The 24,242-nt window shown below is 56.2% G+C and carries 23 protein-coding genes; 19 read left to right on the top strand and 4 right to left on the bottom strand.

The genetic code is table 11. The annotated features are described in order from the left end of the window. The first annotated feature begins 14 nt into the window (after positions 1-14). From BLV48_RS00605 to BLV48_RS00550, 12 genes are all read left to right on the top strand, one after another. Entirely contained in the window at positions 15-2,135 is a 2,121-nt protein-coding gene (locus BLV48_RS00605; RefSeq protein WP_091821458.1) for a type I secretion system permease/ATPase, read from the top strand. Between the two features lie 3 nt (positions 2,136-2,138). After that, on the top strand, positions 2,139-3,476 hold the full coding sequence (locus BLV48_RS00600; RefSeq protein ID WP_091821455.1) for an HlyD family type I secretion periplasmic adaptor subunit: 1,338 nt from the start codon (positions 2,139-2,141) through the stop codon (positions 3,474-3,476). A gap of 3 nt (positions 3,477-3,479) precedes the next feature. Further along, positions 3,480-4,088 carry a helix-turn-helix transcriptional regulator gene (locus tag BLV48_RS00595; RefSeq protein WP_091821453.1) on the top strand — a complete coding sequence of 203 codons (609 nt, stop codon included), beginning with the start codon at positions 3,480-3,482 and terminating at the stop codon, positions 4,086-4,088. 19 nt (positions 4,089-4,107) lie between these two features. Beyond that, on the top strand, positions 4,108-5,445 hold the full coding sequence (locus tag BLV48_RS00590; protein ID WP_091821450.1) for a TolC family outer membrane protein: 1,338 nt from the start codon (positions 4,108-4,110) through the stop codon (positions 5,443-5,445). Between the two features lie 105 nt (positions 5,446-5,550). Beyond that, positions 5,551-6,588: a hydroxymethylglutaryl-CoA reductase gene (locus BLV48_RS00585; protein ID WP_091821447.1), complete on the top strand. Its 1,038-nt coding sequence runs from the start codon at positions 5,551-5,553 to the stop codon at positions 6,586-6,588. Then, positions 6,588-7,616: a type 2 isopentenyl-diphosphate Delta-isomerase gene (gene fni, locus BLV48_RS00580; protein WP_091821445.1), complete on the top strand. Its 1,029-nt coding sequence runs from the start codon at positions 6,588-6,590 to the stop codon at positions 7,614-7,616. The genes BLV48_RS00585 and fni overlap by 1 nt, the downstream gene beginning before the upstream one ends. 15 nt (positions 7,617-7,631) lie before the next feature. After that, the gene (locus tag BLV48_RS00575) at positions 7,632-8,798 is read left to right on the top strand and encodes a hydroxymethylglutaryl-CoA synthase (RefSeq protein ID WP_091821442.1); all 1,167 of its coding nucleotides are present in this window, start codon (positions 7,632-7,634) and stop codon (positions 8,796-8,798) included. Then, positions 8,798-9,802: a mevalonate kinase family protein gene (locus BLV48_RS00570; protein WP_091821439.1), complete on the top strand. Its 1,005-nt coding sequence runs from the start codon at positions 8,798-8,800 to the stop codon at positions 9,800-9,802. The genes BLV48_RS00575 and BLV48_RS00570 overlap by 1 nt, the downstream gene beginning before the upstream one ends. Continuing rightward, entirely contained in the window at positions 9,780-10,721 is a 942-nt protein-coding gene (gene mvk / locus BLV48_RS00565) for a mevalonate kinase (RefSeq protein ID WP_091821436.1), read from the top strand. The genes BLV48_RS00570 and mvk overlap by 23 nt, the downstream gene beginning before the upstream one ends. Continuing rightward, positions 10,708-11,703, top strand: a complete 996-nt coding sequence (mvaD, locus tag BLV48_RS00560; protein WP_091821433.1) for a diphosphomevalonate decarboxylase — start codon at positions 10,708-10,710, stop codon at positions 11,701-11,703. Before mvk ends, mvaD begins: the two co-directional genes overlap by 14 nt. Then, complete coding sequence (locus tag BLV48_RS00555; RefSeq protein ID WP_091821430.1) at positions 11,703-14,036, top strand: DNA polymerase II; 2,334 nt, start codon at positions 11,703-11,705, stop codon at positions 14,034-14,036. Before mvaD ends, BLV48_RS00555 begins: the two co-directional genes overlap by 1 nt. A 61-nt stretch (positions 14,037-14,097) precedes the next feature. Beyond that, positions 14,098-14,634: a retropepsin-like aspartic protease family protein gene (locus BLV48_RS00550; protein ID WP_091821428.1), complete on the top strand. Its 537-nt coding sequence runs from the start codon at positions 14,098-14,100 to the stop codon at positions 14,632-14,634. A 24-nt stretch (positions 14,635-14,658) separates the two neighbouring features. Here the strand turns inward: BLV48_RS00550 and BLV48_RS00545 are convergent, their stop codons facing one another. Beyond that, positions 14,659-15,312, bottom strand: a complete 654-nt coding sequence (locus BLV48_RS00545) for a DUF1826 domain-containing protein (RefSeq protein ID WP_091821425.1) — start codon at positions 15,310-15,312, stop codon at positions 14,659-14,661. 145 nt (positions 15,313-15,457) lie between these two features. Here BLV48_RS00545 and hisI point away from each other — a divergent pair, with 145 nt between their 5' ends. Further along, complete coding sequence (gene hisI / locus BLV48_RS00540; protein WP_091821422.1) at positions 15,458-15,904, top strand: phosphoribosyl-AMP cyclohydrolase; 447 nt, start codon at positions 15,458-15,460, stop codon at positions 15,902-15,904. A gap of 178 nt (positions 15,905-16,082) precedes the next feature. Here hisI and BLV48_RS00535 read toward each other — a convergent pair whose 3' ends face one another. Genes BLV48_RS00535 through BLV48_RS00525 form a run of 3 tightly spaced genes read right to left on the bottom strand, consistent with a single transcriptional unit; the run spans position 16,083 to position 18,972 of the window. Next, positions 16,083-16,751: a LutC/YkgG family protein gene (locus BLV48_RS00535; protein WP_091821419.1), complete on the bottom strand. Its 669-nt coding sequence runs from the start codon at positions 16,749-16,751 to the stop codon at positions 16,083-16,085. After that, positions 16,748-18,166, bottom strand: coding sequence for a LutB/LldF family L-lactate oxidation iron-sulfur protein (locus tag BLV48_RS00530; RefSeq protein ID WP_091821416.1), 1,419 nt, complete (start codon positions 18,164-18,166; stop codon positions 16,748-16,750). The genes BLV48_RS00535 and BLV48_RS00530 overlap by 4 nt, the downstream gene beginning before the upstream one ends. Before the next feature lie 14 nt (positions 18,167-18,180). Further along, complete coding sequence (locus tag BLV48_RS00525) at positions 18,181-18,972, bottom strand: (Fe-S)-binding protein (protein ID WP_091821413.1); 792 nt, start codon at positions 18,970-18,972, stop codon at positions 18,181-18,183. Between the two features lie 127 nt (positions 18,973-19,099). On the opposite strand from BLV48_RS00525, the gene BLV48_RS00520 reads away from it, so the two are divergent. From BLV48_RS00520 to pheS, 6 genes are all read left to right on the top strand, one after another. Beyond that, on the top strand, positions 19,100-19,792 hold the full coding sequence (locus tag BLV48_RS00520) for a FadR/GntR family transcriptional regulator (RefSeq protein WP_254774936.1): 693 nt from the start codon (positions 19,100-19,102) through the stop codon (positions 19,790-19,792). 165 nt (positions 19,793-19,957) lie between these two features. Beyond that, on the top strand, positions 19,958-21,877 hold the full coding sequence (gene thrS, locus BLV48_RS00515) for a threonine--tRNA ligase (protein WP_091821410.1): 1,920 nt from the start codon (positions 19,958-19,960) through the stop codon (positions 21,875-21,877). Then, positions 21,874-22,434 (top strand): translation initiation factor IF-3, encoded by a 561-nt coding sequence (infC, locus tag BLV48_RS00510; RefSeq protein ID WP_479691117.1) that lies wholly within the window; start codon positions 21,874-21,876, stop codon positions 22,432-22,434. The genes thrS and infC overlap by 4 nt, the downstream gene beginning before the upstream one ends. Before the next feature lie 107 nt (positions 22,435-22,541). Next, entirely contained in the window at positions 22,542-22,736 is a 195-nt protein-coding gene (gene rpmI / locus BLV48_RS00505; RefSeq protein ID WP_091821403.1) for a 50S ribosomal protein L35, read from the top strand. Between the two features lie 41 nt (positions 22,737-22,777). After that, positions 22,778-23,134, top strand: a complete 357-nt coding sequence (gene rplT, locus BLV48_RS00500) for a 50S ribosomal protein L20 (protein ID WP_091821399.1) — start codon at positions 22,778-22,780, stop codon at positions 23,132-23,134. Positions 23,135-23,220: 86 nt separating this feature from the next. Beyond that, entirely contained in the window at positions 23,221-24,204 is a 984-nt protein-coding gene (gene pheS, locus BLV48_RS00495) for a phenylalanine--tRNA ligase subunit alpha (RefSeq protein WP_091821395.1), read from the top strand. Positions 24,205-24,242: the final 38 nt, after the last annotated feature.

Below are 24,242 nucleotides of genomic sequence, written 5' to 3'. Positions count from 1 at the left end.
GTCTGGAGTAATGCATGGATGTAAGGCAGGACCCGTTGCTGGAGTGCCTGGTGCTGTTGACACAGCAAAGCCAGCGTCCATTTTCCGCTCAGGTACTGGTTGAGGGGTTGCCTCTGGTTGATGGGCGACTTACCCCCAAGCTTTTTCTGCGTGCAGCTGCACGTGCAGGGTTTGCCGCCAAAGTGGCCCAGCGACCTTTGCAGAAGCTTTCCAGATTGCTGCTGCCTGCTGTGCTGCTGTTGAAGGATGAGCAGTCATGCATACTGCAAAAAATTGATTTCGAAAAAGGTGAGGCCGAGATTCAGCAACCTGAAAGTGGTGGCATCGTCAGTGTCGGCCTGGATGAGCTTGAATCCCTCTATACCGGTTTTGTCATTTTCCTGCGCGCCGAATACAGCTTTGGTGAAACCACAACGCGTGAGCTGGATGATCGTGGGGGTCACTGGTTCTGGAGTACGATTTGGCGTTCGGCGCGTATCTACCGGGATGTGCTGCTCGCGTCTCTGCTGATCAATCTCTTTGTGCTCGCCAACCCTCTGTTCGTAATGAATGTCTACGACAGAGTGGTACCCAATCATGCGGTTGAAACCCTTTGGGTGCTCGCGATTGGTGTGCTGGTGGTGTACCTGTTCGATTTCGGCCTGAAAATGCTGAGGGCCTATTTTATTGAAGTGGCCGGAAAGAAATCAGATGTGCTGTTGTCGGCACGGCTGTTTGAAAAGGTGATGGGGGTACGTTACGACGCCATGCCGGCCTCGGTGGGTGCTTTTGCCAGTAATCTGCGCGAGTTTGAGAGCATTCGCAACTTTCTAAGTTCAACCACTAACACGGTATTGATCGACATTCCTTTTATGCTGCTGTTCCTGCTGGTGATCAGTTGGATTGGTGGCCCGCTGGTGGTAGTGCCGGCAATGGCGATCCCGATCATTCTGGTCTATGCGCTGCTGGTTAAGCCTCGGCTGCGTCGCTCCATTGAGCACACCTTTACCGCATCAGCGCAGAAAAACGGCACGCTGGTGGAGTCCCTGACGGCCATGGAAACCCTCAAGACTCAGCGAGCGGCCAGCCCGATGCAGGGGCGTTGGGAAAGTGCTGTGGGCTACATCGCTAACTGGGGACTCAAGTCGCGCATGCTGTCCTCATCAGTGGTGAATGTGGCCGGGTTTGTGCAGCAGTTGGCATCGGTACTGTTGGTGATCGCTGGTGTTCACATGATCATGGAACAGACCCTGTCCATGGGTGGTTTGATCGCCTGTGTCATCCTGAGTGGCCGAGCCATAGCCCCGCTGGCACAGATTGCCAGCCTGATCGCGCACTATGAACAGTCGCTCAAGGCACTGAAAACCCTCGACGAGATTATGGCACTGCCCGATGAGCATGAGGCAGGGCGACGCTATATCCACAGACCGGAGCTGAAGGGGGGAGTCGAATTCAAGGATGTTGCCTTCACTTACCCCTCAACCGAATATGGTGCTTTGCATGGGGTTTCGTTCCGCTTGCAGCCGGGTGAAAAGGTGGGATTGATCGGGCGCATCGGTTCGGGCAAGAGTACCATTCAGAAGTTGCTGCTGGGGCTCTATCGACCTGCCGAAGGCGCAATCTCGATTGACGGCATCGACCTTAACCAGATAGACCCCACCGATCTGCGTCGTTCGGTGGGCTACGTGCCTCAGGATGTGATGCTCTTTGCCGGTACTGTACGCGATAACATCACTATTGGCCTGCCTCATGCGACCGACACACAGATCCTGATGGCTGCACGTCTGGCTGGAGTGGAAAGTTTCGTGAATCAGCACCCTTTGGGCTTCGACATGCCGGTGGGTGAGCGTGGCAGCCGCCTGTCGGGTGGTCAACGTCAGGCGGTGGCACTGGCAAGGGCGCTACTGCATGATCCTGCCATTCTGGTATTGGATGAGCCAAGTAATTCCATGGATAACGCCTCCGAAGAGACCATGAGGCGCCAGCTCAAGGGCTACCTGAAAAACAAGACTCTGGTTATGGTGACTCACAAAATGTCGCTGCTGGATCTTGCTGACCGTCTTATTGTCGTCGACGGCGGTCGAATTTTGGCGGATGGTCCAAAGGACAGTGTACTCGAAGCCTTGAAACAGGGTCGTTTGCAGGTGAGGAAGTAGAGCATGAGCCAACACTCCCCACAGCCACAGGGTGATGATATCCGCTACACCTCCAGTATCAGTGAAGCGATGCTGGAGCAAGTGCCACGTGGCGCCAGCCTTCTGCTTTGGGCAGGGGCGATGTTTATCGTTTTTGCCATTATCTGGGCAAACTGGGCGGAGCTTGACGAGCTGGCACGTGGAGAGGGTGAAATAATCCCGTCTCATCAGTTGCAGGTTGTCCAGAACCTGGAAGGTGGCATCGTGTCCGAAATTTTGGTGCGCGAAGGGCAGCTTGTTGATAAGGGTGAAGTGCTGTTGCGGATCGAAGACAAGCGCTTTGCCAGCTCCTTTCGTGAGAACCAGGTGCGGTTGCTGGAGCTGAATGCACGCGGCGCCCGCCTGGAAGCCGAGTCAAATAACGCAGAGTTTATTTTGCCTGAGGACTTCCCGTCTGAATACCAGAACCTGTTGCAACAGGAGCGCCTGCTGTTTGCGTCCCGACGGGAAGAGCTTAGTACCAACCTCTCGGTACTTGAGCAGCAACAGGAGCAACGTGGACAGGAGCTTGTTGAGGCGCGGGCCAGAATTGAACAGCTGCGTCGCAGTTACAACCTGTTGTTGAGAGAACTGCGCATCAGTGATCCTTTGGTAAAGGAAGGCGTCATTTCAGAGGTTGAGCATCTGCGCCTGCGGCGTCAGGTAAATGATCTGCGCGGAGAGATGTCGAGCATCGAGCTGAGTATTCCGAGAATTGAATCCACCATTGAGGAAATTCAGCAGAAGAAGCAAGAGATGGAGCTTAACTTTCGTAATCGCGCTCGGGCCGAGCTGAATGAAGTGTTTGCCGAGCAGGTCAGGCTGGAAGAAGCGCTGGGTGGAATGGAGGACCGCATCAGCCGTACCGAGGTGCGTGCGCCCATCAAGGGGACCGTTAAACAGCTGATGATCAATACCATTGATGGTGTAGTCAGGCCGGGTGACCCGCTGTTGAGCATCGTACCCTGGGAGGACCAGTTGCTGGTGGAAGCGCGTATCAAGCCGTCTGATATTGCCAATATCCGCCTGAATCAGCCTGCCGTGGTCAAGGTGAGTGCCTATGACTTCGCCATCTACGGTGGAATGGAAGCGAAAGTGGCGTTTATTTCGCCCGGTACTATTATGGATGAAGAAAGCAAACAACCGTATTACCTGGTGCGCTTGGAGATGGATGCCCCAGAGGTGGGTGCTGAGCAGGAGGTGCTGCCGTTGATGGCCGGCATGACGGTCAGCGTGGATATCATGACAGGTAAGAAATCAGTAATGCATTACCTGTTGAAGCCGATCAATCGGGCAAAAGAGCGGGCGTTGACGGAGCGATAGAATATGGAGTTGTTTGTCTGGAGCGAACGAAAAGACATCAGGGAACGTTGGCAAACCCAGCTGGCAACGTCGGCTGTGCTGGACCTGAATTCAGGCTCGCTGTTGAAACTGCCAAATGGGGCTGTGTTGCTTCTGCATTGGAGTGCGCTGGATTCGAAGCAGCGTCAGGAGCTGATCGCACGCAGTCATGATCTGCGTCTTGTTGCCTTGGTTGATACGCCCAGTGATCAGGAAGGTATAGAGCTGCTGCAGGAAGGTTTCAGGGGATATGCTAATACGTTTATTCAGGGCGCCTTGCTGACTGAGCTTGTAATGGCTGTTGGGCGTGGCGATATCTGGGCGGGGCCCGAGTTGCTGCAGCGTCTGCTGAGACGTCTGCTGCAGCAGTCGCAACCCTCGGCGGATGTTCCGGACCTGTGGTCACTGAGTGAACGTGAGTCGCAGGTGATGGCGGCTCTTAAGCGGGGGGAGAGCAACAAGGAAATTGCACGCGAATTGAACATAACCGAACGTACAGTCAAGGCACATGTAAGTGCCATTCTGGAAAAGGCCGGAGCGAGGGACAGGATTGACCTGATCCTCAAGGCGAACGGTCAGGTGTACCCACATTGAAAATAGCCGGAGCAAGGATATGAAATTTCGATACTCAATGCTGGCACTTGCCCTGAGTGCAGGAGTTGCGGGCTGGAGTTCCGCTGCCACCCTTCAGGACGTGGTTGCTGACAATATAGAGCAGAACCCGGAAGTGCAGCGCGCACTTCAGAACTATGCTGCCGTAATTCAGGAAATTCGTCAGGCTCGGGCAGGCTATTATCCTACCCTCGATGCCACTATTGGCTACGGCTACGAATGGACTGATAAAGAGAATGGTACTCAGGATACTGAGCTGGATAGACGTGAAGCTCGCCTTAACCTGAACCAGATGATCTTTGATGGCTTTGCTACCAGCAGTGAGGTGAAGCGTCATGAAGCGCGTGCGGCGTCTCGTGCCAGCAGCCTGAAAGATACAGCTCAGCGTTATGCCCTGGAGGCCAGTCGGGCCTATATGGAGGTGCTGCGTCGTGATCAGCTTCTGACGCTGGCCAAGGAAAGCCTATATAACCATGTCACCATCTATGACCAGATCAAGCGGCGAAGCGAATCCGGCATGGACAGTCTGGCTTCCATTCAGCAGGCGGAAGGCCGTCTGGCGTTGTCAGAGGTTAATATGCTGGCGGCCGAAAACAACCTGCGCGATGCGCGAGCCAGCTATCTGCGAGTGGTTGGTCAGCCGGCACCTGAAAATCCAGAGCCTTTCAAGGCGGCTGACTTGAGCCTGCCGGCCAGCCTGGAAGAGGCCATTGCACGGGGGCTGGAAAACCAGCCTGTAGCCGGTGTTGCACAGTTCGATGTGGAAGCGGCCGTCGCGCAACGTGATGCAGCTAAAAGTGCCATGTATCCACGCCTGGATTTTGAAGTAGAGCGTCGCTGGGATAACAACATAGATGGTGTAGAGGGTGATGATGAAGACCTGACCGCCATGCTGAGGTTGCGTTACAATCTGTTTAATGGCGGTGCCGACAAAGCGCGTATTCGTCAGACTGAACATCAGATCGGCGAAGCTCAGGCAATTCAGCGTGATGCCGAGCGCCAGATTCGCGAAAGTGTTGAGCTGGCGTGGAACGCCCATGAAATTCTGACTCGGCAGATGGAGTATCTGGAGCGTCACGTGGTCTCCAGTCAGGATACTCGCGACTCCTACAAAAAACAGTTCGATATTGGCCAGCGCTCACTGCTCGACTTGCTGGATACCGAGAACGAAGTGTTCTCGGCGAAGAATCAGCTGGCAGAAGCGCGAGTCGATGACCAGATTGCACAACTGCGTATCCTGACCGGTACCGGTGACTTGCTGGAAGCGCTCAACATACCCTTGCCTGATGTGGGTGAACAGGGTGCAGCGCAGCAGGAGGTTGCTGACAGCGGGCAGTAATTGCATCCATCTGCGCGGGTGGCTTAAAATCCCGCGCAGCCTGAGGTCTTTCAAGAGGGTTGCCACAGTTGCAGCCCTTTTTTGTTTTCAGAGGATGCGTTGAGCATGAAGTCACATAAAATACTGGAAGCTCCCATCCCGATGCGCTGGGTCGGGCCAATCAAGATCGGCGGCGATGTGCTGAATGAAAAGCTCAGTGTGCCCCTGGCGACCTATGAGACGCCACTGTGGCCATCCGTTGGCCGCGGAGCACGCGTGTCCACCTTGACCGAAAAGGGCATTGTCACCACAGTGGTGGACGAGCGCATGACGCGCTCAATTCTTTTGGAAGCGGATGATGCGCTGGCGGCACATCAGGCGCTGCAGTCAATCAAGGCACGCAAGGACGATCTCAATGCCGTGGTGGCCACCAGCAGTCGCTTTGCCAACCTGATTGACATGCACAGCCAGATCGTGGGCAACCTGATCTATCTGAGACTGGAGTTCACGACCGGTGATGCATCCGGTCACAATATGGTCACCAACGCCGCTGACAAGCTGATTCCATGGATTCTGCAGCAGTATCCTCAACTGCGTTACTGCTCCATCTCGGCCAACTATTGCTCTGACAAGAAGGCCACGGCCGTCAACGGAATACTGGGGCGTGGCAAGTACGTAGTCAGTGAGATTCTGATTCCACGTGATATCTGCGAACGCCGCCTGAAAACCACGCCGGAAAAAGTGGTTGATCTGAATATCAAAAAGAACCTTATAGGGACCTTGATGGCGGGTGGGCTGCGAAGTGCCAACGCCCACTATGCCAACATGCTGCTGGCGTTCTATCTGGCTACTGGCCAGGATGCCGCCAACATCATCGAAGGCTCACAGGGGGTTGTGCACGCCGAAGTGCGTGATGGCGACCTCTACTTTTCCTGTACGCTTCCGAACCTGATTGTAGGCTCGGTAGGTAACGGCAAGGGAATCGATTTTGTCGAGGACAATCTGCGCCAGCTGGGCTGCAAGGAGGCGCGCGAGCCCGGCGCAAACGCCCGCAGGCTGGCGGCGATCTGTGCCGCTACCGTGCTGTGTGGCGAGCTGTCGCTGATGGCGGCCCAGACCAACCCCGGTGAGCTGATGGAAGCCCATATCAAGCTGGAGCGGTAATGACCGACCCCACCAACGAGCGCAAAATAGAGCATATCCGGGCGATTGAGCAGGACCCGCTGACCGATCGGCAGGGGCATTGGTTTGATCGGATCCGACTGATGCACCGGGCTTTGCCCGAACTGGCATTCGATGAGGTTGATCCATCGGTTGAGTTTCTTGGCAAACGACTCTCGTTTCCGCTGCTGATCTCTTCCATGACCGGTGGTGATCATGAGTTGGTGCGACGTATCAATATGAACCTGGCGCTGGCGGCTGAGCAGTGTCAGGTGGCCATGGCGGTCGGATCGCAACGGGTAATGTTTACCCACCCGGAAGCGCGTGCAAGTTTTGAGTTGCGTCAATTCGCCCCAACTACTGTACTCATAGGTAATGTAGGTGGTGTACAGCTCAACTATGGCTTCGACCTCCAGCGTTGTCAGGAGGCAGTGGACTGTGTTGGGGCCGATGCGCTCTACTTCCACCTCAACCCGCTGCAGGAAGCGGTGCAGCCCGAGGGTGATACCAACTTCAGTAATCTGGCGCAGCAGATGGGTGCAGTGGCGGCAGGTCTGTCGGTTCCTGTGATGCTCAAGGAAGTGGGATCCGGCCTGTCCCCGGCGGACATAGAGCTGGGGCTCAGACAGGGCATTCGTCACTTTGATATTGCCGGCACTGGCGGCACTTCGTGGAGCCGGATAGAGCATCATCGACGCCATGATGGCAGCGATATTGGCCTCAGGTTTCAGGACTGGGGGCTGCCAACCCCTCTGGCACTGCAGCAGGCAGAGCCCTATCTGGATCGGGCTACCCTGATCGCCAGTGGCGGGCTCAGAGATGGGATTGATATGGCCAAATCTGTTATACTCGGCGCCTCGCTGTGCGGTATGGCTGCGCCCCTGCTGCAGCCGGCGATGGAATCTGCCGAAGCGGTTGTGGACGCCATTGAGCGTTTGCGCCGCGAATTTGTTACTGCGATGTTTCTGCTCGGTACGCCTGATGTGGCGGCGCTGTTCCGGAACAGGACGCTTATTGTCCAAGAGCGTTGAGGACCCTGGTCGAGTATGTCCGTTGGTATAGACGAAATCAGCTTTTACACCTCCAACTATTACCTGGACCTGCGCACGCTGGCACAGGTGCAGGGCACCGATCCGGAGAAGTACTATACCGGCATTGGTCAGGAGAAAATGGGTATGGCCGCGCCGGACGAAGACATCGTCACCATGGCAGCCAATGCGGCCTTGCCACTGGTAGAGCGCATTGGGCCTGAAACAATCGGGACGTTGCTGTTTGCCACCGAAACCGGCATTGATCAGTCCAAGGCTGCAGGTGTGTACGTGCATCGTCTGCTTGGCCTGAGCGCCAATTGCCGGGTTGTGGAATTGAAACAGGCCTGCTACAGCGCGACCGCCGCCATTCAGATGGCCTGTGCACTGGTGGCGCGCAAGCCGGACAGCAAGGTGCTGGTGATCGCTTCTGACATTGCTCGCTACGATCTGGATACGCCCGGCGAAGCGACTCAGGGCTGCGGTGCCGTGGCTCTGCTGATCAGTGCCAATCCGCGTCTGGTCACCATCGATCCGGAGGTCGGCAATTATACTGAAGACGTGATGGACTTCTGGCGACCGAACTATCGCTCGACCGCACTGGTGGATGGCAAGTACTCCACCAAAATTTACCTCAAGGCTCTCAAAAAAGCCTGGGAGCATTTCCGTGAGGCCAGTTCGTTGGCGTTTGCCGACTTCAGTCATTTCTGTTACCACCTGCCGTTCAGTCGCATGGCTCAAAAAGCGCATCAGCAGTTGGTCAAGCTGAACAGGGCTGGCTTGTCTTCAGCCGAGCAGGAGGCGCAGATCAGCAATACCCTGCTGTACAACCGCATCATCGGTAACAGCTATACCGCTTCCATGTATATCGGTCTGACCTCGCTGCTGGAAAATACGCTGGAAGATTTGGCCGGCAAGCGGATCGGTTTTTTCAGTTATGGCTCCGGTTGTGTGGCCGAGTTTTTTTCCGGTACCGTGGTGGATGGCTATAAACAGGCACTGCATACCGAGCTGCATCGAGAGATGCTAAACGCCCGGCGCGAAATCAGCCATGATGAATACCTGAAACTGTATCAGCATCAGGTGCCGACTGATGGCGGCGAATACACCTTCCCTGAAGGTACCACCGGCCGTTTCCGTCTAGCGGGCATTATCCATCACAAACGCGAATATATTCCCTGCTGATGCCGACCGCCTGCGCTCCGGGCAAGATCATTCTCAGTGGTGAACATGCTGTGGTGTACGGCGCGCCGGCGCTGGCATTGGCGGTGGATCGGCACATGCGGATCCACTACCGTCCTGACCAATTGCCGCGTTTGAGCTGGCATACCCGCGAGCGCACCCATGAGCTGGGGCTGGACAAGCTGGCCGGCCTGCGGCGTCGCCTCGACAATCACTTCGAGCGCTATCTGCGCGGCGAACTGCCAATTACCCGTATCCTAAAAAAACCCGCTGAGTTGGCCTTCTATGCCATTGATATGGCGCGAGTGCTGTCCGGACTTGATATTCAGCCGCGAGGCAGCCTCAGTATAGACTCGGATATACCCATTGGTGCTGGCATGGGCTCTTCTGCGGCGTTGATTGCGGCACTGTTGAAACTGTTTGGGCATTTTGACAGCCTTGAACAACTGATTCAGCAGGTGCGTTACTGTGAGCGTTTGCAGCATGGGCGAGGCAGTATGATCGATGCAGCGGCTGTGTGCAGTGGAGGGCTGGTCAAATTGCAGGGTGAGCAGGTGTCACGGCTTCCGCTGGTTGATGAGGGGCTGGGGGTCGGGTGGTTCTGGCTGTTTACCGGTACCCCGGCCAGCAGCACAGGCGCCTGTGTGGATGAGGTGCGGCGTCACTTCGGTCAGTCTGATATCTGGAGTGAATTTGCCGACATCACCGAGCAGGTGGCGACGGCGCTGCTCAAGGGTGATACGCCGCTGGAACAGGTGCGTGCCAACCATCGATTGCTCAGCCGTATCGGTGTTGTACCTGCCTCGTTGCAACGCTTTGCCGAGCGTGTCGAACAGCGAGGTGGTGCCGCCAAAATCTGTGGTGCGGGTGCGGTTTCCGGGGATCAAGGTGGGCTGATGCTGCTCTGGCTGCCGCAGGGGACCCCGGCCCAGTTGCCGCTGCAGTCGCACTGGCACTGGGGTGTTCTGAAAGAGGATCGACAAGGTGTCCGCATACTCGAAGATTAACACCCGTGCCCCCGGCAGCATCATGCTGATGGGTGAGCATGCGGTACTGTTTGGCGAACCGGCACTGGCCTGTGCGCTGGAGCACTGGCTTGAAGTCGAGCTGACACCATTGGCATCACAACGGGTAGAAATTGACAGCGCACTAGCACGCTATCGAAGTGATCTGAGTCAGCTGCAACCGGAACCTGCGCTGAGCTTTGTGCTGGCCGTGATTGAGGCGTACCGACCTTACTTGAAACAGGGCTTTCGCCTGCAGATACGCTCCGGTTTTTCACATACCGTAGGGCTTGGCTCTTCGGCGGCAGTCACGGCAGCGGTCACAGCAGCACTGGCCGAATTTTGTGGCACGGATACAACGCCTGAAGCCTTGTTTGAGGTGGCCTTGCATGCCGTGCATCAAGCCCAGAACGGACGCGGCTCCGGAACTGATCTGGCGGCCAGTATCTATGGTGGTGTTGTTCAATACCGTGTGAGTCCGCGTACGGTGGAACGTCTGAATGGCCTGCCGCCACTGGCGCTGCTGTATTGCGGCTACAAGATGAAAACCCCCGAGGTGCTGGCGCTTGTGGAATCCCGTGCGGCCTCTCAACCCTCACTCTATGCCGGGCTGTATCGTCTCATGGGTCAGACCTGTGAGGCGGGTCGAAGGGCGGTGGACAGCGCCGACTGGTCGCAACTGGGGCAGTTGATGAATCTGTATCAGGGCCTGATGGATGCGCTGGGGGTGAATGATGCCACCTTGTCTGAGATGATTTGGCGCTTGAGAGCGCAACCGGGCATTCTGGGCTCCAAAATATCGGGCTCGGGCCTGGGTGACTGTGTACTGGCACTGGGACACATGACCGAAACGCTGCCCTGGGAGTCGATCCCGGTCTCGGTAGCCGCTACTGGAGTGGAGATTAGCCATGACACCTGCTGAAGTGATTGATCGTTTATTACCCTCGCACCTGCAGGCAAAGGCGTCATCGGAGCTCTTTGCTCCCAGTAATATTGCGTTGTGCAAATACTGGGGCAAGCGTGACCGAAGCTTTAATTTGCCGGTCAACGCATCCCTGTCCGTTTCGCTGGATTATCTCGGGACCCATACCCGGCTCACCCCGATTGATGCTGAAGTGGATGAAGTCTGGCTCAATGGGCAGCAGCTTTTGCCCAGCGCAAAATTCAGCCAGAAGGTATCAGCCTTCATCGACCTGTTTCGTCGGCAGCAGGATCTGTACTTCCGGGTGGAAACCCGCAACAACATCCCCACCGCCGCCGGACTGGCGTCTTCGGCCTCGGGCTTTGCTGCACTGACGCTGGCACTGAATGATGCGCTTGGGCTGGATTTGGAGCCCCAGCTGCTGTCGGTGTTGGCCCGCCATGGCAGTGGCAGCGCCTGCCGTTCGGTGTTTGATGGCTTCGTCGAATGGCGTATGGGGCAGCGTGAAGATGGGCTCGACAGCCACGGTATTGCACTGGATGCAGAATGGCCGGACCTGTGTATTGGCCTTGCCAAGGTGGATGCCGGAGAAAAGGCGGTAGATTCCCGCTCTGGCATGCAGCGCACGGTGGAAACCGCCCATCTCTACCAGAGCTGGCCTCTGCAGGCGGCGGCTGATCTGGAAAAGCTGCATCAGGCTATCGCACGACAGGATTTTGAGTTGTTGGGGCAAACTGCCGAACAGAACGCGCTGTCGATGCATGCCACCATGATTGCCAGCTGGCCACCACTGCTGTACTGGCAACCGGAATCGGTGGCGGCGATGCAGACGGTGTGGACGCTTCGTCGACACGGGGTGCCTGTATATTTCACCATGGATGCAGGCCCCAACTTAAAGCTGCTGTTTGAACAGCAGTGCCGTGATGAAGTGTTGCGTCACTTCCCTGATCTGGAAACCGTGGAGCCTTTCGGCAGCCGCTGATGCCCGCCTTGATCGGTTTCCCGCTGACCCGTCGACAGCGGGATCACAATGGTCGACTGCAACTGAGTTATTGGCTCAGAACCGCTACCGGTGCCCATGAGGTGGTCATTGAGGGAGAGGCTGCTGTCGCCTTTATACTGCAGTCGGATGGGGCTCATGTCGCTGAGCTCCTATCAGACCTGCCCGGCTGTCAGTTGCGACCGCTGTCATTATCAAGCCTGAATCATGAGCCGGTCAGTGCCCTGTATGCAGACAGCCTGCGTGAATGGCATGAAGCGCTTGGTCGTTTGCAGCAGGCGGGTGTCGCGCTCATGGAAGAAGATATTCGCCCGGCTGACCGGTATCTGATTGAGCGCGGTATCTTTGCATCCGCCAGGGTCATTGATGATGCTTCAGGGCCTCGCCTGCAACGCGCCGAGTTTGAACCTCCACTGCGCATCCTGTCACTGGATATCGAAACCACTCTCCGGGCCGACCGAATCCTGTCCGTTGCACTGCAGTCACAAGGCTATGAACGAGTGCTGTTCAACGGCAACATCACCAACTCGCCTGCCGTTGTGCGCTGTCATAACGAGCGTGATCTGCTGCAGCAGCTGATGGCCGAAGTGCGTCGCTTCGATCCAGACCTGATTATCGGCTGGAATGTGATCGGCTTTGATCTGAGGGTGCTGCAACAGCGTGCCGAGGCACAGCGCTTGCCGCTCTGTTTGGGTCGTGATCAGGAACCGGTACGGGTTGAGCAGACACGAACGGGGCGTTGGTATGCCCGTCTCAATGGTCGTGTGGTACTGGACGGGATCGATACTCTTAAAGGCGCGACTTGGCAGTTCGAGCGCTACAGTCTGGAATTTGTGGCGCGTGAGCTGCTGGGTCGTGGCAAACTGATCGAAACCCCGGATGACCGCGGAGAAGAAATCCAGCGTCTGTATCGTGAAGATCCGCAGGCGCTGGTGCGCTATAACCTTGAAGACTGCCGCCTGGTCAGCGAGATTTTTGAACATACGGAATTGATCCCTTACCTCCTGGCACGGGCACGCCTGACCGGGCTGCCGCTGGACAAGGTCGGTGGCTCATCGCAGGCGTTTGATAACCTCTACCTGCCACGTTTGCACCGCGCCGGATATGTGGCACCCCAGTATGCCTCCGGTGTGGATGGGCTGGATGTTCCGGGCGGATTCGTGATGGAATCGTGTCCCGGGTTGTATCGTCATGTGCTGGTGCTGGACTTCAAGAGCCTGTACCCCAGCATCATCCGCAGCTTTAGGATTGATCCGCTGGGGTTGGCGCTGGGTACTCACGGTGATGCGCCGCCCGATGCATTGGTGCCGGGTTTCCATCACGCCATTTTTGACCGCCGCCATGCGCTGCTGCCCGATATAATCGAACGTCTTTGGCAAGCGCGAGATGAAGCCAAGCGGCAGGGTAACTCGGCCCTGTCGCAGGCGATCAAGATTCAGATGAACGCCTGCTATGGCGTATTGGGCTCGCGGGTGTGCCGTTTTTTCGATCAGCGCCTGTCCGGTTCCATCACCCTGCGTGGCCATCAAATTCTGCAGCAGACCGCCGAGCGGATCGAGCAGGCCTTTGGTCATCAGGTGATCTACGGTGATACCGACTCGGTGTTCGTCTGGCTCGGGGATGACTGGCCGGATCGGGATACGGACCGATATGGGCATCAGCTTGCCAGTGAGCTGAACGCTTGGTGGCAGAAGCAGCTACGGGAGCGTTTTGATATCGACTGCTCGCTTGAGCTGCAATATGAAGCGCACTATCGGCGTTTTTTGATGCCGCGCATGCGTCACTCAGAAAAGGGCAGCAAGAAACGGTATGCCGGTCTCAAGGTGCAGCCGGACGGCAGCGATCAGCTGGTGTTTCGCGGGCTCGAATCGGTCCGGACCGACTGGACGCCTCTGGCACGCCAGTTCCAGCAGGCGTTGTATGAGCGCATCTTCCGCGACCAGCCTTGGCAGGTCTTGTTGCAGGAAACCGTGCGTGCCGTTCGGGCCGGTGAACGGGATGGTGATCTGGTGTACCGCCGTCGTATTCGCCAACCGCTTGCTGCGTACCAGCGCAATCGGCCGCCTCATGCGCGTGCGGCTCAAATGTTGGATGATGATCGTCGGCACCGTGATTTGCCACCGGTCGTACGGGTTGGTGACAGCATCGCCTATCTGATGACGGTCAACGGCCCGGAACCGCAGGAATTGCTGCGCTCACCGCTGGACTACCAGCACTATATCGACCGGCAGCTGCTGCCGGTCGCTGACACTTTGTTGCCGTTCGTGGGCGAATCTTTTGAACGGCTGATCGCTCCTCAGCAGGAGCTGTTTTGAGAAGGCAGGGATAGTCCTGTCGTTTTTGAGGTCAGAACGATAAGAGGAAACGGAGAGTGCCATGACCGAACATCACCATCAGTCAGACCCTGACCGCACCCGTCGCGGGCTGGCGCGCTGGATGCACCATTTGACTTGGGTAGCACTGCTGTTCCTGCTGACGCTGTTCTTCACGGACTTTGTTGAGGATAAGCGCAACCCCAATCGTAACTTGAACCTGGTCAGCCATGATGCGGGCGAGGTGGTGCTGCAGCGTAACCGTGGTGGCCACTATGTTGCTCCGGGACGTATCAACGGTGAGCCGGTCACCTTCTTGCTGGATACCGGCGCGACCCAAGTCAGCGTGCCCGAGGCACTGGCGGACAAAATAGGACTGGAAAAGGGGCGTCGACAACAGACCATGACCGCCAATGGTGTGATCAGTGTACACACCACGCAGCTGGACTCGGTGCGGCTGGGCGGAATTGAGCTGAAGGATGTGACCGCCAGCATCAACCCCTATATGCCCGATGATACGGTGTTGCTGGGCATGAGCTTTATGCAGCATCTGGACATGGTGCAGCGGGGAAATGAGCTGACTCTAAGCCTGCCTCAATGATCGCGATAAGGCTGAGCTAAAAGGCTATTCCATATAATCCAAAGATAGAAACAGTCTGGCCTGGTGGTCGCTAACGGGTGGTGACCGGTGCACGATGCCATAACCTTCATTCCCGTGCCAGCCATCACCCTTGAGCAGTGCTACATCACCAGCGGTAAGTTGCAACACGCTTTCCGGTTCATTCGCAGGAATGCGGGCAGTGTCGCCTTCAGGTTCAGGCAGGTATTGGGTACCGGTGCCTGAATAGCAGGTAACGAGTCTTACAGGAAGCCGGTCAACATGAAACTTCGGACACATGGCGGCTTTCAGCAATGTCATTCGCAAACCGATGTGTGAGGGGCCAAGCAGGCATTCATACATTTGTAGCAGCTCTACGATATCGGCAACAATAGACGCTTGGCCATCACCTGCAGGCAATTGCGCCTGCAGCAGTTCAGATGCGTTTTTCTCCAAATCTTCATCACACTGAATCACTGTTCTTATATTCAAACTCGATTGCTGCGCGCAAAGCCTGCTTACATAGCGCTCAATGGAATCATCGAGACTTCGCTGCCAAACAGTCAGGTTGCACTCAGGAGCATAAATGTCCCCCATGATAACGGGGTGGTCGCTGACATGTGCTGCGGGTTTCGGTCTGTGGTGCAACATGGACTTGGTAGGCATATCGGCAAGGTTCATGTCAGGGTTGTCCGGTAAGTTTTTCAGAGTTGGATCAAGTTTTCGTGTTATAATATAACACTTGATTTTAGAGAGTGTCACTCTGTGTCATGCCGGTATGAAACTGGTTTTGCGCATGGTCCCTCATTGGTTGATATGTGGTCCTATGAGAAAGAGTTTTTTTGAAGAGCTGGAGCTCAGTCCCGAAGGTTATGCTGTTGATTTAGAGCCGTTTATGGAAAGTCTGAGCTGGAATGATCAGGGCCTGATACCCGTCATTACTCAGCAATATGATTCCGGTGAGGTGTTGATGATGGCGTGGATGAACCGTGAGTCGCTGGCGATGACCCTCAAGGAAAAGAGGGTTACCTATTGGTCACGTTCACGCCAACAGTTGTGGGAAAAAGGGAAAGTCAGTGGTAACACGCAGCGGCTGATAGAGCTGCGAGCGGATTGTGATGGCGATACCCTGCTGTGCTTGGCGGACCAGCAGGGGCCAGCGTGCCACACAGGGCGTGCAAACTGCTTCTATTTCAGGTTTTGTCAGGAAGAGTCTCAGGTTGTAGTAAGCGCCGGAATCCCTGATCCAGAAGACGGTCATTCACAGGTATGACACCCTATCAAGCCACGCTACAAATGTGGGCGATCACCATTTTGATGGACAGATGTTCAGAGCCAAGACAGGAAGTACTTGGGTGAGTGGTGTACAGGTGTACGATGTTCAAAAAGTACCGGGCTACCGGAAAGCAGCCCAGCAACTTTGGCTTGTAAGAAGCCTCTGATATCAGACGTCATCCAATCAAATAGATCACCAGCTGACGTGGGCCATGGGCTCCCATCTGCAGTTTTTGCTCAATGTCGGCACTGCGGGAAGGGCCCGTGATCAGGTTGACTGTCCTGGGCAGGCGGCCGCTGCAGAGGCTGCGCAACCGATCCCATCCATCCTCATAAACCCCTACGATATCTTTGCGCTGCAATACAACCAAGTGCGTATCCGGCAAGAAGTTGAGCGTGGTGGGGCTGTCCGGGCGGGAGTAGAGCATCAGGGTGCCGGTCTCGGCAATACCGACCAGGGCCAGCGTCAGGCTCGCCTCGTCTCCCACCTGTCCCACTCGCTGATGACAGCGGATACGCTCATGTACTGCGGCCCAGCCCAGAGCAGTGAGGGTCTCGTCGCTGGCCAGTATCAGTTCATGCTGGCCCTTTGATTCCAGGGTGTCCGCCACCGCCTCTGGTAGTTGCTCGATATTTTCAAGTGTAACCACTTCGGCGGCTGCTTCCTGTGCCATGCGGATAAACAGCTCAACCTGTGCCTCAGGCGCCTGCTGGCCGCGGGCGGGGATCAGATTACGAGGGTGTTGCTGCAAGCGGTGCTGCACCGCTTCGCGCTGGGCATCCGTTGCTTCGCTGCGGCGCAGGCCATGGCGAATGTTGGCAAAAATCTCGGCACGGCTGCTCATGACTTGTTCTCCTGTTTCTGGCGCGCTTGCCACTGCTGCATGAAAGTCTTGCCGGTTGGGACCGGCATGTCGCGGTGGTCGGTCCAGCCGGAGGCCAGCGGCAGTTTGCTGATCCTGCCTTTTTGGCCGCCCAGCAAACGCATGAGCCGGGATGCACTGGACGAGAACAGTCGGTACAGCATCGGGCGGGTGGCGAGAAAGGCCCAGCTTCCCAGCCCCCAGCGGACAGCGCGAGGCGTCAGGTGCTGTTCAAACTCCTTCTCGCGCCAGTGGCGCATCAGTTTCGGCAGCGGAATGCGGACCGGGCAGACCTCCTCGCACTTGCCGCAGGCGGTAGACGCATTGGGCAGTAGGGCGGCCTGTTCAATGCCGATCATTTGCGGAGTCAGTACCGATCCCATGGGGCCGGGGTAGATCCAGCCGTAGCTGTGACCACCGACAGCGCCGTATACCGGGCAGTGGTTCATGCAGGCGGAGCAGCGAATGCAGCGCAGCATCTCCTGAAACTCGGTGCCAACCATGTCGCTGCGACCGTTGTCGACCAGCACGACATGGAAATTTTCCGGTCCGTCCTGGTCGTCCGGGCGGCGGTTGCCGGATGACAGCGTGTTATACACGGAAAATTCCTGCCCCGTGGCCGAGCGCGCCAACAGGCGCAGGAACAGCGTCATGTCCTCCAGCGTGGGTACAACCTTTTCAATTGATGACACCACGATATGAGTTTTGGGCAGGGTCTGGGTCAGGTCGCCATTGCCCTCGTTGGTGACAATAATGGTCGACCCGGTTTCGGCAACCAGAAAATTGGCACCGGTGATGCCCACATCGGCGGCAACAAACTGCTTGCGCAGCATTTCACGGGCCTCGGCCATCAGCGCGGCCGGATCGGTCAATTTCGGGCGCTTGTGGTGTTCATGGAAGGCTTCGGATACATCTTCCAGATTGAGGTGAATCGCCGGGGCGATGATATGGCTTGGGTGGTCACCGCGCAGTTGCAGGATATATTCCCCCAGGTCGGTTTCCACCGGGCGGATGCCGTTCTCCTCCAGATATTCGTTGAGGTTGATCTCCTCGGTCACCATCGACTTGCCCTTGGTGACGGTTTTGGCATTCTGCTCACGGCAAATCTGCAGGATGGTCTGGCGTGCATCATCAGCGGTGCGACACCAGTGTACCTGGCCGCCGTTCTCGACCACGCGAGCTTCAAACTCTTCCAGGTACAGGTCCAGGTGTTCAAGGATATGGTTCTTCAGGTCGCGAGCTTCATCGCGCAGCCGATCGAACTCCGGCATGCGGGCGACAGCTGCGGCGCGCTTGCCGGGAAAACCGGCCTTCAGGTTGCCCAGCGCCTTTTGCAGGTTGACATCCTGTAGCGCGATGCGAGCACTTTGCTTGAATTCGGGGCTTTTGATCTGCATGGGGGGGGCTCCGCTTAAAGTGGCTGACCAAGGTCGTAATCGGCTTCGCCGATTGCCGGAGTTCCAGTCATGTCGGCGAGCAGCTCGACCACATGACGTACCTGTACTTCACGGCCTTCACGTTTGAGCTTGCCGGCCATGTTGAGCAGGCAGCCCAGGTCTCCACCCACCAGCGTGCTGGCGCCGCTGTCGGCAGCAAAGCCGGTCTTGTTGCTGACCATGCGGTTGGATATGTCGGGGTACTTGACACAAAAGGTGCCGCCAAAACCGCAGCAGGTCTCCGCTTCCTGCATCTCGGCCAGTTCAACTCCGTCGATTTCGCTGAGCAACTGTCGTGGCTGCTGCTTGATGCCAAGCTCTCGCAGCCCGGAGCAGGAGTCGTGATAGGTGATCTTGCCGTTGAATTCGCTCTGGATGCCGCTGAAATTCAATACGTCTACCAGAAAAGATGTGACCTCAAAGGCGCGAGCCTTGAGTGCTTCCGCACGTGCTTTCCAGGGATCGTCCTCGGTAAAGAGTTCAGGGTAGTGGTGCAGCATGCCGATGCAGGAGCCGGATGGACCCACCACATAGCGGTAGCCCTCCAGAGCTTCGATGGTCTGACGCGCGATGGTACGACTGTTGTGTTTGTCCCCGGAGTTGAATGCCGGTTGTCCACAGCAGGTCTGATTACGGGGTACTTCCACTTCACAGCCAGCCTGTTCCAGCAGCTTGACGGTTGCAAAGGCTACCTCGGGGCGGAACATGTCGGCAAGGCAGGTAACGAACAGACCGACCTTGATCGGCATGGTTTGGGTGTCGGACATGGTGTCGGCAACCTCGGATTATTATCGGTGCGGTTTCATGGCGGTATGGCTATCAAGATAGGTGATCAGGGCCTAAGCGTGAATGCTATACTTCCAACTGGTCTTACCAGAATGATCATCGGGGGCGATGGTGACACTACAATATGAGCTGGAAAGCCTGTTGCTGGAAGGCGAATGGGTGCCGGGGCACCCGGTGCCTTCAGAGCGCAGATTAATGCAAATATATGGAGTTTCGCGGGGGACTGTTCGTGAAGCACTGGCTGGCATGAAAGCCAACGGGGTTATCGAAACCCGTCAGGGCGGGCGCAGCCACTGCATTAATCTGTTGGCACAACACCTTGAGCTGCCGCTGGAAGGGCGGGGGGACGATATTGATTTCCAGATGCAGGTGCTGGAAGCGCGCGCCGTGCTGGAGGCTGAAGCGGCCTGGTATGCGGCGCAGCGTGCCAGTGATGAGGAGCTGTTCGCTCTGGCGCAGGAGTATCAGCGGATGTGCGAGCGTAACCGCCGCCCAGTTGGCCGTGGTGACAGTACGCTGGAAAAAGCCAAGGCGGATTTGCAGTTTCACATGCTGATAGCCCAGTCCAGTCATCATCTGCTGGTGTGTTCCTTCAGTCAGCTGTTTTATCACCGTTACTTCAATGCGATCTACAGTGTGCTGTCACGCACATTGGGGCGTTTTGGCCGTTATCCCGATGGCATCGGCAGGCAGCACGAGAGCATCCACCGTGCACTGCAGGCTCGTGATGCCCCTGCGGCTCGTGAAGCGGCAAGCCAACATATCCTGTATACCCGTGACCTGCTGCAACGATGCCGCTGATTTTTGTGCTTTCGGATCGCGCTTTCCAGACTGGGCCGTTATAATCGCCGCTCGGACTGGCCGGCACCTCGTACCTGTCGCAACCACAAGTCCGCTTTCATTTACCGTGTATCAATCAGGATGTGGCCTTTCGTATGGGTACATCCGTCAATCAGGGAACAGAACATGCCTGTCATTACGCTTCCGGATGCGAGTACTCGCACCTTCAATGAGCCCGTTACCGTTCACGATGTGGCCGCCGATATCGGTACTGGCCTAGCCAAGGCTGCCCTCGCCGGCAAGATCAACGGTGAGCTGGTGGATACCAGCTATCTGATCGAAAACGATGTCAATTTGGCGATCGTCACCGCACGTGATGAAGAAGGGCTGGACGTGATTCGTCACTCCTGTGCGCATCTGATGGCGATGGCTGTACAGGATCTGTTCCCGGGTGCTCAGGTGACCATCGGTCCGGTGATCGACGATGGTTTCTATTACGATTTTGCCTATGAGCGCCCGTTCACGCCGGAAGATCTGGAAAAGATCGAGTCGCGCATGAATCAGCTGGCCAAGGAAAATCTGCCAGTCAGCCGCTCCGTGATGTCGCGCGATGAGGCTATCAAGCTGTTTGAGCAGATGGGCGAGAAGTATAAGGTCGAGATTATCGATTCCATTCCGGGCGATCAGCCGCTCTCTTTCTACAAACAGGGCGACTTTATCGACCTGTGTCGAGGCCCGCATGTGCCTTCAACTGGCCATATCAAGGCATTCAAGGTGATGAAGGTGGCCGGTGCCTATTGGCGCGGTGATGCCAAGAACGAGATGCTGCAGCGTATTTACGGTACCGCCTGGAGCGACAAGAAAGAGCTCAAGGCCTATCTGCACCGTCTTGAAGAGGCTGAAAAGCGTGACCACCGCAAGCTGGGCAAACAGCTGAACCTGTTTCACATGCAGGAAGAAGCACCGGGCATGGTGTTCTGGCATCCGCATGGCTGGACGCTGTATCAGCAGATCGAGCAGTACATGCGTGCCAAGCAGCGCCGTCACGGTTACCAGGAGATCAAAACACCGCAGGTGGTGGAGCGTACTCTGTGGGAAAAGTCCGGCCACTGGGGCAAGTTTCAGGAGCAGATGTTCACCACGCACTCCGAAAGCCGTGATTTCGCCATCAAGCCGATGAACTGCCCATGCCACGTACAGGTGTTCAACCAGGGGCTTCGTTCTTATCGCGATCTGCCGTTGCGTCTGGCCGAATTCGGTTCCTGCCACCGCAATGAGCCGTCCGGTTCCCTGCATGGCATTATGCGTGTGCGCGGTTTCGTGCAGGACGATGCGCACATTTTCTGTGCCGAGAACTCGATCCAGACCGAAGTGGCAGACTTTATTGAATTCCTGCATGAAGTCTACGCTGACTTTGGCTTCAGTGACATTCTGTACAAGCTGTCCACCCGCCCGGAAGAGCGCGTGGGTTCAGACGAAAGCTGGGACAAGGCGGAGAAAGCGCTGGCAGATGCATTGAACACAGCAGGCCTCGACTGGGAAGAGCTGCCGGGTGAGGGGGCTTTCTATGGCCCGAAAATCGAATTCTCACTGCGTGACTGCCTCGGTCGCGTCTGGCAGTGCGGCACCATTCAGGTCGACTTCTCCATGCCGGGACGTCTTGGCGCCCAGTTTGTTAACGAGCATGGCGAGCGTGAAACACCGGTAATGTTGCATCGTGCCATTCTTGGATCGTTTGAGCGCTTTATCGGTATTTTGATTGAGCATTATGCTGGCGCCTTGCCGTTGTGGCTGTCGCCGCTGCAGGCCGTCGTGATGAATATTACCGACAATCAAGCGGATTATTGCCGCGATCTTGCAGAAAAACTCGAAAAATCAGGCCTGCGAGCCACTGCGGACTTGAGAAACGAGAAGATCGGCTTTAAAATCCGCGAGCGTACTCTACAAAAAGTGCCCTACCTGTTGGTAGTAGGTGACAAAGAGGTCGAGTCCGGAACCGTTGCAGTGCGTACGCGCTCCGGTGAGGATTTGGGTACGATGACCGTCGATGCGCTGATTGAACAGCTGGTTCAGGAAACCGAGCGCAAAGGCCGTCAGGCAAAATAAAATCGTCAGGAGATATAGCTATCAGGCGTGATAACAGACGCGGGGGCCGTGCGCCTCTGCCGCCAATCAATGAAAATATCCGTGCCACCGAATGCCGTCTGATCGGCGCGGATGGAAACCAGATTGGTGTTGTTTCGATTCCAGAGGCTCTTGAGAAAGCTCAGGAAGCCGAACTTGACCTGGTTCAGATCTCGGAGTCTGATCCCATTGTCTGCAAGATCATGGACTATGGTAAGCATCAGTACGAGGCCAAGAAGAAAGCAAATGAGGCTAAGAAGAAACAGTCTCAAATGCAGGTCAAGGAAGTGAAATTCCGTCCGGGTACGGAAGAAGGGGATTATCAGGTAAAACTGCGCAACCTGATACGTTTCCTTGAAAGCGGAGACAAGGGCAAGGTTACCTTGCGCTTCCGTGGTCGTGAGATGGCTCACCAGGAGCTGGGCATGCAGCTGATGGAGCGGATCGAAAAGGATCTGACCGAAATCAGTACTGTTGAACAGCGTCCGAAAATGGAAGGTCGTCAAATGGTCATGGTGTTGGCTCCGAAAAAGAAATAGTCACCCGACTGCAGGACCCGCCTGCCTGAGATCTTCGGAAATCAGGTAACGGGTCCTGCTGTTTGTTCGGGTTGGCTGACTAACAAACGAATGCGTGGAGAAAGTTAATGCCTAAGATCAAAACTGTCCGCGGTGCGGCAAAGCGTTTCAAGAAAACCGCCAACGGCGTGAAGCACAAGCAGGCCTTCAAAAGCCACATTCTGACCAAGAAAAGCACCAAGCGTAAGCGTCAGCTTCGCCCAATGCTGCAGGTTCATGCTGCTGACCAGGCTCTGGTTAAGCGCATGCTGCCTTACCTCTGAGTTTTTTCGGTCATTATTAGTTTTTATAGGAAGGAATTGCCATGCCTCGCGTAAAACGTGGTGTACAGGCTCGCGCCCGTCACAAAAAGATTCTGAAACAGGCCAAAGGTTACTACGGTGCCCGCAGCCGTGTGTTCCGTGTAGCCAAACAGGCTGTCATCAAAGCTGGTCAGTATGCGTACCGTGACCGTCGTCAGCGTAAGCGTCAGTTCCGCGCTCTGTGGATTGCACGTATCAACGCTGCTGCCCGTATCAACGGTCTGTCCTACAGCCGCTTTATTGCTGGTCTGAAAAAGGCCAACATCGAAATCGACCGTAAGGTTCTGGCTGACCTGGCTGTATACGAGCAGGGTGCCTTTACTGCGGTTGTCGAGAAAGCCAAAGCTGCACTGGCGTAACATACGCCCGCCTATTGGTAGGTAAATGATCGAATCGAATAGGGGAAGGGTGCAAGCTCTTCCCCTATTTTTGTCTGGAGCCGGAAATGGAAAATCTTGAGACCCTGTTGGCGCAAGGCAAACAGGCTGTTGCTGAAACTGATACGCTGGCTGCGCTGGACGAAATCCGGGTGCAGTATCTTGGCAAAAAAGGTGAGCTGACACAGCTGCTCAAAGGACTGGGCAAATTGTCGGCAGACGAACGTCCTGCTGCGGGTGCTCGCATCAATGAAGCCAAAGAAGCTTTGCAGGCTGAGATTACGGCGCGTCGTGATGCACTGGAAAGTGCTGCGATGGAGGCAAAACTGGCGGCGGAAACCGTTGATGTGACCCTGCCCGGCCGCAGCCAGTCCGTCGGTGGTCTGCACCCCGTGACCCGCACCCTGGAGCGTATCGAGGCCTTTTTCGGCAGTATCGGTTACAGTGTTGCAGAAGGTCCCGAGATTGAAGACGACTATCATAACTTCGAGGCGCTGAATATTCCGGCTCACCATCCGGCGCGGGCGATGCATGATACCTTCTACTTCGATGCCCACACACTGCTGCGGACCCATACCTCGCCGGTGCAGGTGCGGACCATGGAAGCGCAACAGCCACCGATCCGCATCATCTGCCCCGGTCGCGTGTATCGCTGTGACTACGATCAGACCCACTCGCCCATGTTCCATCAGGTGGAAGGTCTGCTGGTTGACCGCAACATCACCTTCGCCGATCTCAAGGGCACGTTGGAGCAGTTCCTGCGTGAGTTCTTTGAAGAAGACGTGAAGGTCCGCTTCCGTCCGTCCTATTTTCCGTTCACAGAGCCTTCAATCGAAGTCGATATCGACCGTGGTGACGGCAAGTGGCTGGAAGTACTCGGCTGCGGCATGGTGCATCCGAAGGTATTTGAATACTCCGGCATCGACCCGGAAGAGTTTACCGGGTTTGCGTTCGGCATGGGCGTTGAGCGTCTGGCGATGCTCCGCTACGGCGTGGACGATCTGCGTCTGTTCTTTGAAAATGATCTGCGCTTCCTCGGCCAGTTCAAGTAAGACGTCAACGCACACCAACAGATTTTTCAGGAAAGCAG

Source organism: Marinobacterium iners DSM 11526 (assembly GCF_900107855.1).
GTDB lineage: Bacteria > Pseudomonadota > Gammaproteobacteria > Pseudomonadales > Balneatricaceae > Marinobacterium > Marinobacterium iners.
The sequence above is the reverse complement of the archived record's forward strand: the minus strand, read 5'-3'. Positions and strand labels throughout refer to the sequence as shown.

What these genes read in the sequence shown, in the direction of transcription:
- BLV48_RS00605 (WP_091821458.1), top strand. Translation starts at nt 15, where the DNA reads ATGGATGTAAGGCAGGACCCGTTGCTGGAGTGCCTGGTGCTGTTGACA.
- BLV48_RS00600 (WP_091821455.1), top strand. Translation starts at nt 2,139, where the DNA reads ATGAGCCAACACTCCCCACAGCCACAGGGTGATGATATCCGCTACACC.
- BLV48_RS00595 (WP_091821453.1), top strand. Translation starts at nt 3,480, where the DNA reads ATGGAGTTGTTTGTCTGGAGCGAACGAAAAGACATCAGGGAACGTTGG.
- BLV48_RS00590 (WP_091821450.1), top strand. Translation starts at nt 4,108, where the DNA reads ATGAAATTTCGATACTCAATGCTGGCACTTGCCCTGAGTGCAGGAGTT.
- BLV48_RS00585 (WP_091821447.1), top strand. Translation starts at nt 5,551, where the DNA reads ATGAAGTCACATAAAATACTGGAAGCTCCCATCCCGATGCGCTGGGTC.
- fni (WP_091821445.1), top strand. Translation starts at nt 6,588, where the DNA reads ATGACCGACCCCACCAACGAGCGCAAAATAGAGCATATCCGGGCGATT.
- BLV48_RS00575 (WP_091821442.1), top strand. Translation starts at nt 7,632, where the DNA reads ATGTCCGTTGGTATAGACGAAATCAGCTTTTACACCTCCAACTATTAC.
- BLV48_RS00570 (WP_091821439.1), top strand. Translation starts at nt 8,798, where the DNA reads ATGCCGACCGCCTGCGCTCCGGGCAAGATCATTCTCAGTGGTGAACAT.
- mvaD (WP_091821433.1), top strand. Translation starts at nt 10,708, where the DNA reads ATGACACCTGCTGAAGTGATTGATCGTTTATTACCCTCGCACCTGCAG.
- BLV48_RS00555 (WP_091821430.1), top strand. Translation starts at nt 11,703, where the DNA reads ATGCCCGCCTTGATCGGTTTCCCGCTGACCCGTCGACAGCGGGATCAC.
- BLV48_RS00550 (WP_091821428.1), top strand. Translation starts at nt 14,098, where the DNA reads ATGACCGAACATCACCATCAGTCAGACCCTGACCGCACCCGTCGCGGG.
- BLV48_RS00545 (WP_091821425.1), bottom strand. Translation starts at nt 15,312, where the DNA reads ATGAACCTTGCCGATATGCCTACCAAGTCCATGTTGCACCACAGACCG.
- hisI (WP_091821422.1), top strand. Translation starts at nt 15,458, where the DNA reads ATGAGAAAGAGTTTTTTTGAAGAGCTGGAGCTCAGTCCCGAAGGTTAT.
- BLV48_RS00535 (WP_091821419.1), bottom strand. Translation starts at nt 16,751, where the DNA reads ATGAGCAGCCGTGCCGAGATTTTTGCCAACATTCGCCATGGCCTGCGC.
- BLV48_RS00530 (WP_091821416.1), bottom strand. Translation starts at nt 18,166, where the DNA reads ATGCAGATCAAAAGCCCCGAATTCAAGCAAAGTGCTCGCATCGCGCTA.
- BLV48_RS00525 (WP_091821413.1), bottom strand. Translation starts at nt 18,972, where the DNA reads ATGTCCGACACCCAAACCATGCCGATCAAGGTCGGTCTGTTCGTTACC.
- BLV48_RS00520 (WP_254774936.1), top strand. Translation starts at nt 19,100, where the DNA reads ATGGTGACACTACAATATGAGCTGGAAAGCCTGTTGCTGGAAGGCGAA.
- thrS (WP_091821410.1), top strand. Translation starts at nt 19,958, where the DNA reads ATGCCTGTCATTACGCTTCCGGATGCGAGTACTCGCACCTTCAATGAG.
- rpmI (WP_091821403.1), top strand. Translation starts at nt 22,542, where the DNA reads ATGCCTAAGATCAAAACTGTCCGCGGTGCGGCAAAGCGTTTCAAGAAA.
- rplT (WP_091821399.1), top strand. Translation starts at nt 22,778, where the DNA reads ATGCCTCGCGTAAAACGTGGTGTACAGGCTCGCGCCCGTCACAAAAAG.
- pheS (WP_091821395.1), top strand. Translation starts at nt 23,221, where the DNA reads ATGGAAAATCTTGAGACCCTGTTGGCGCAAGGCAAACAGGCTGTTGCT.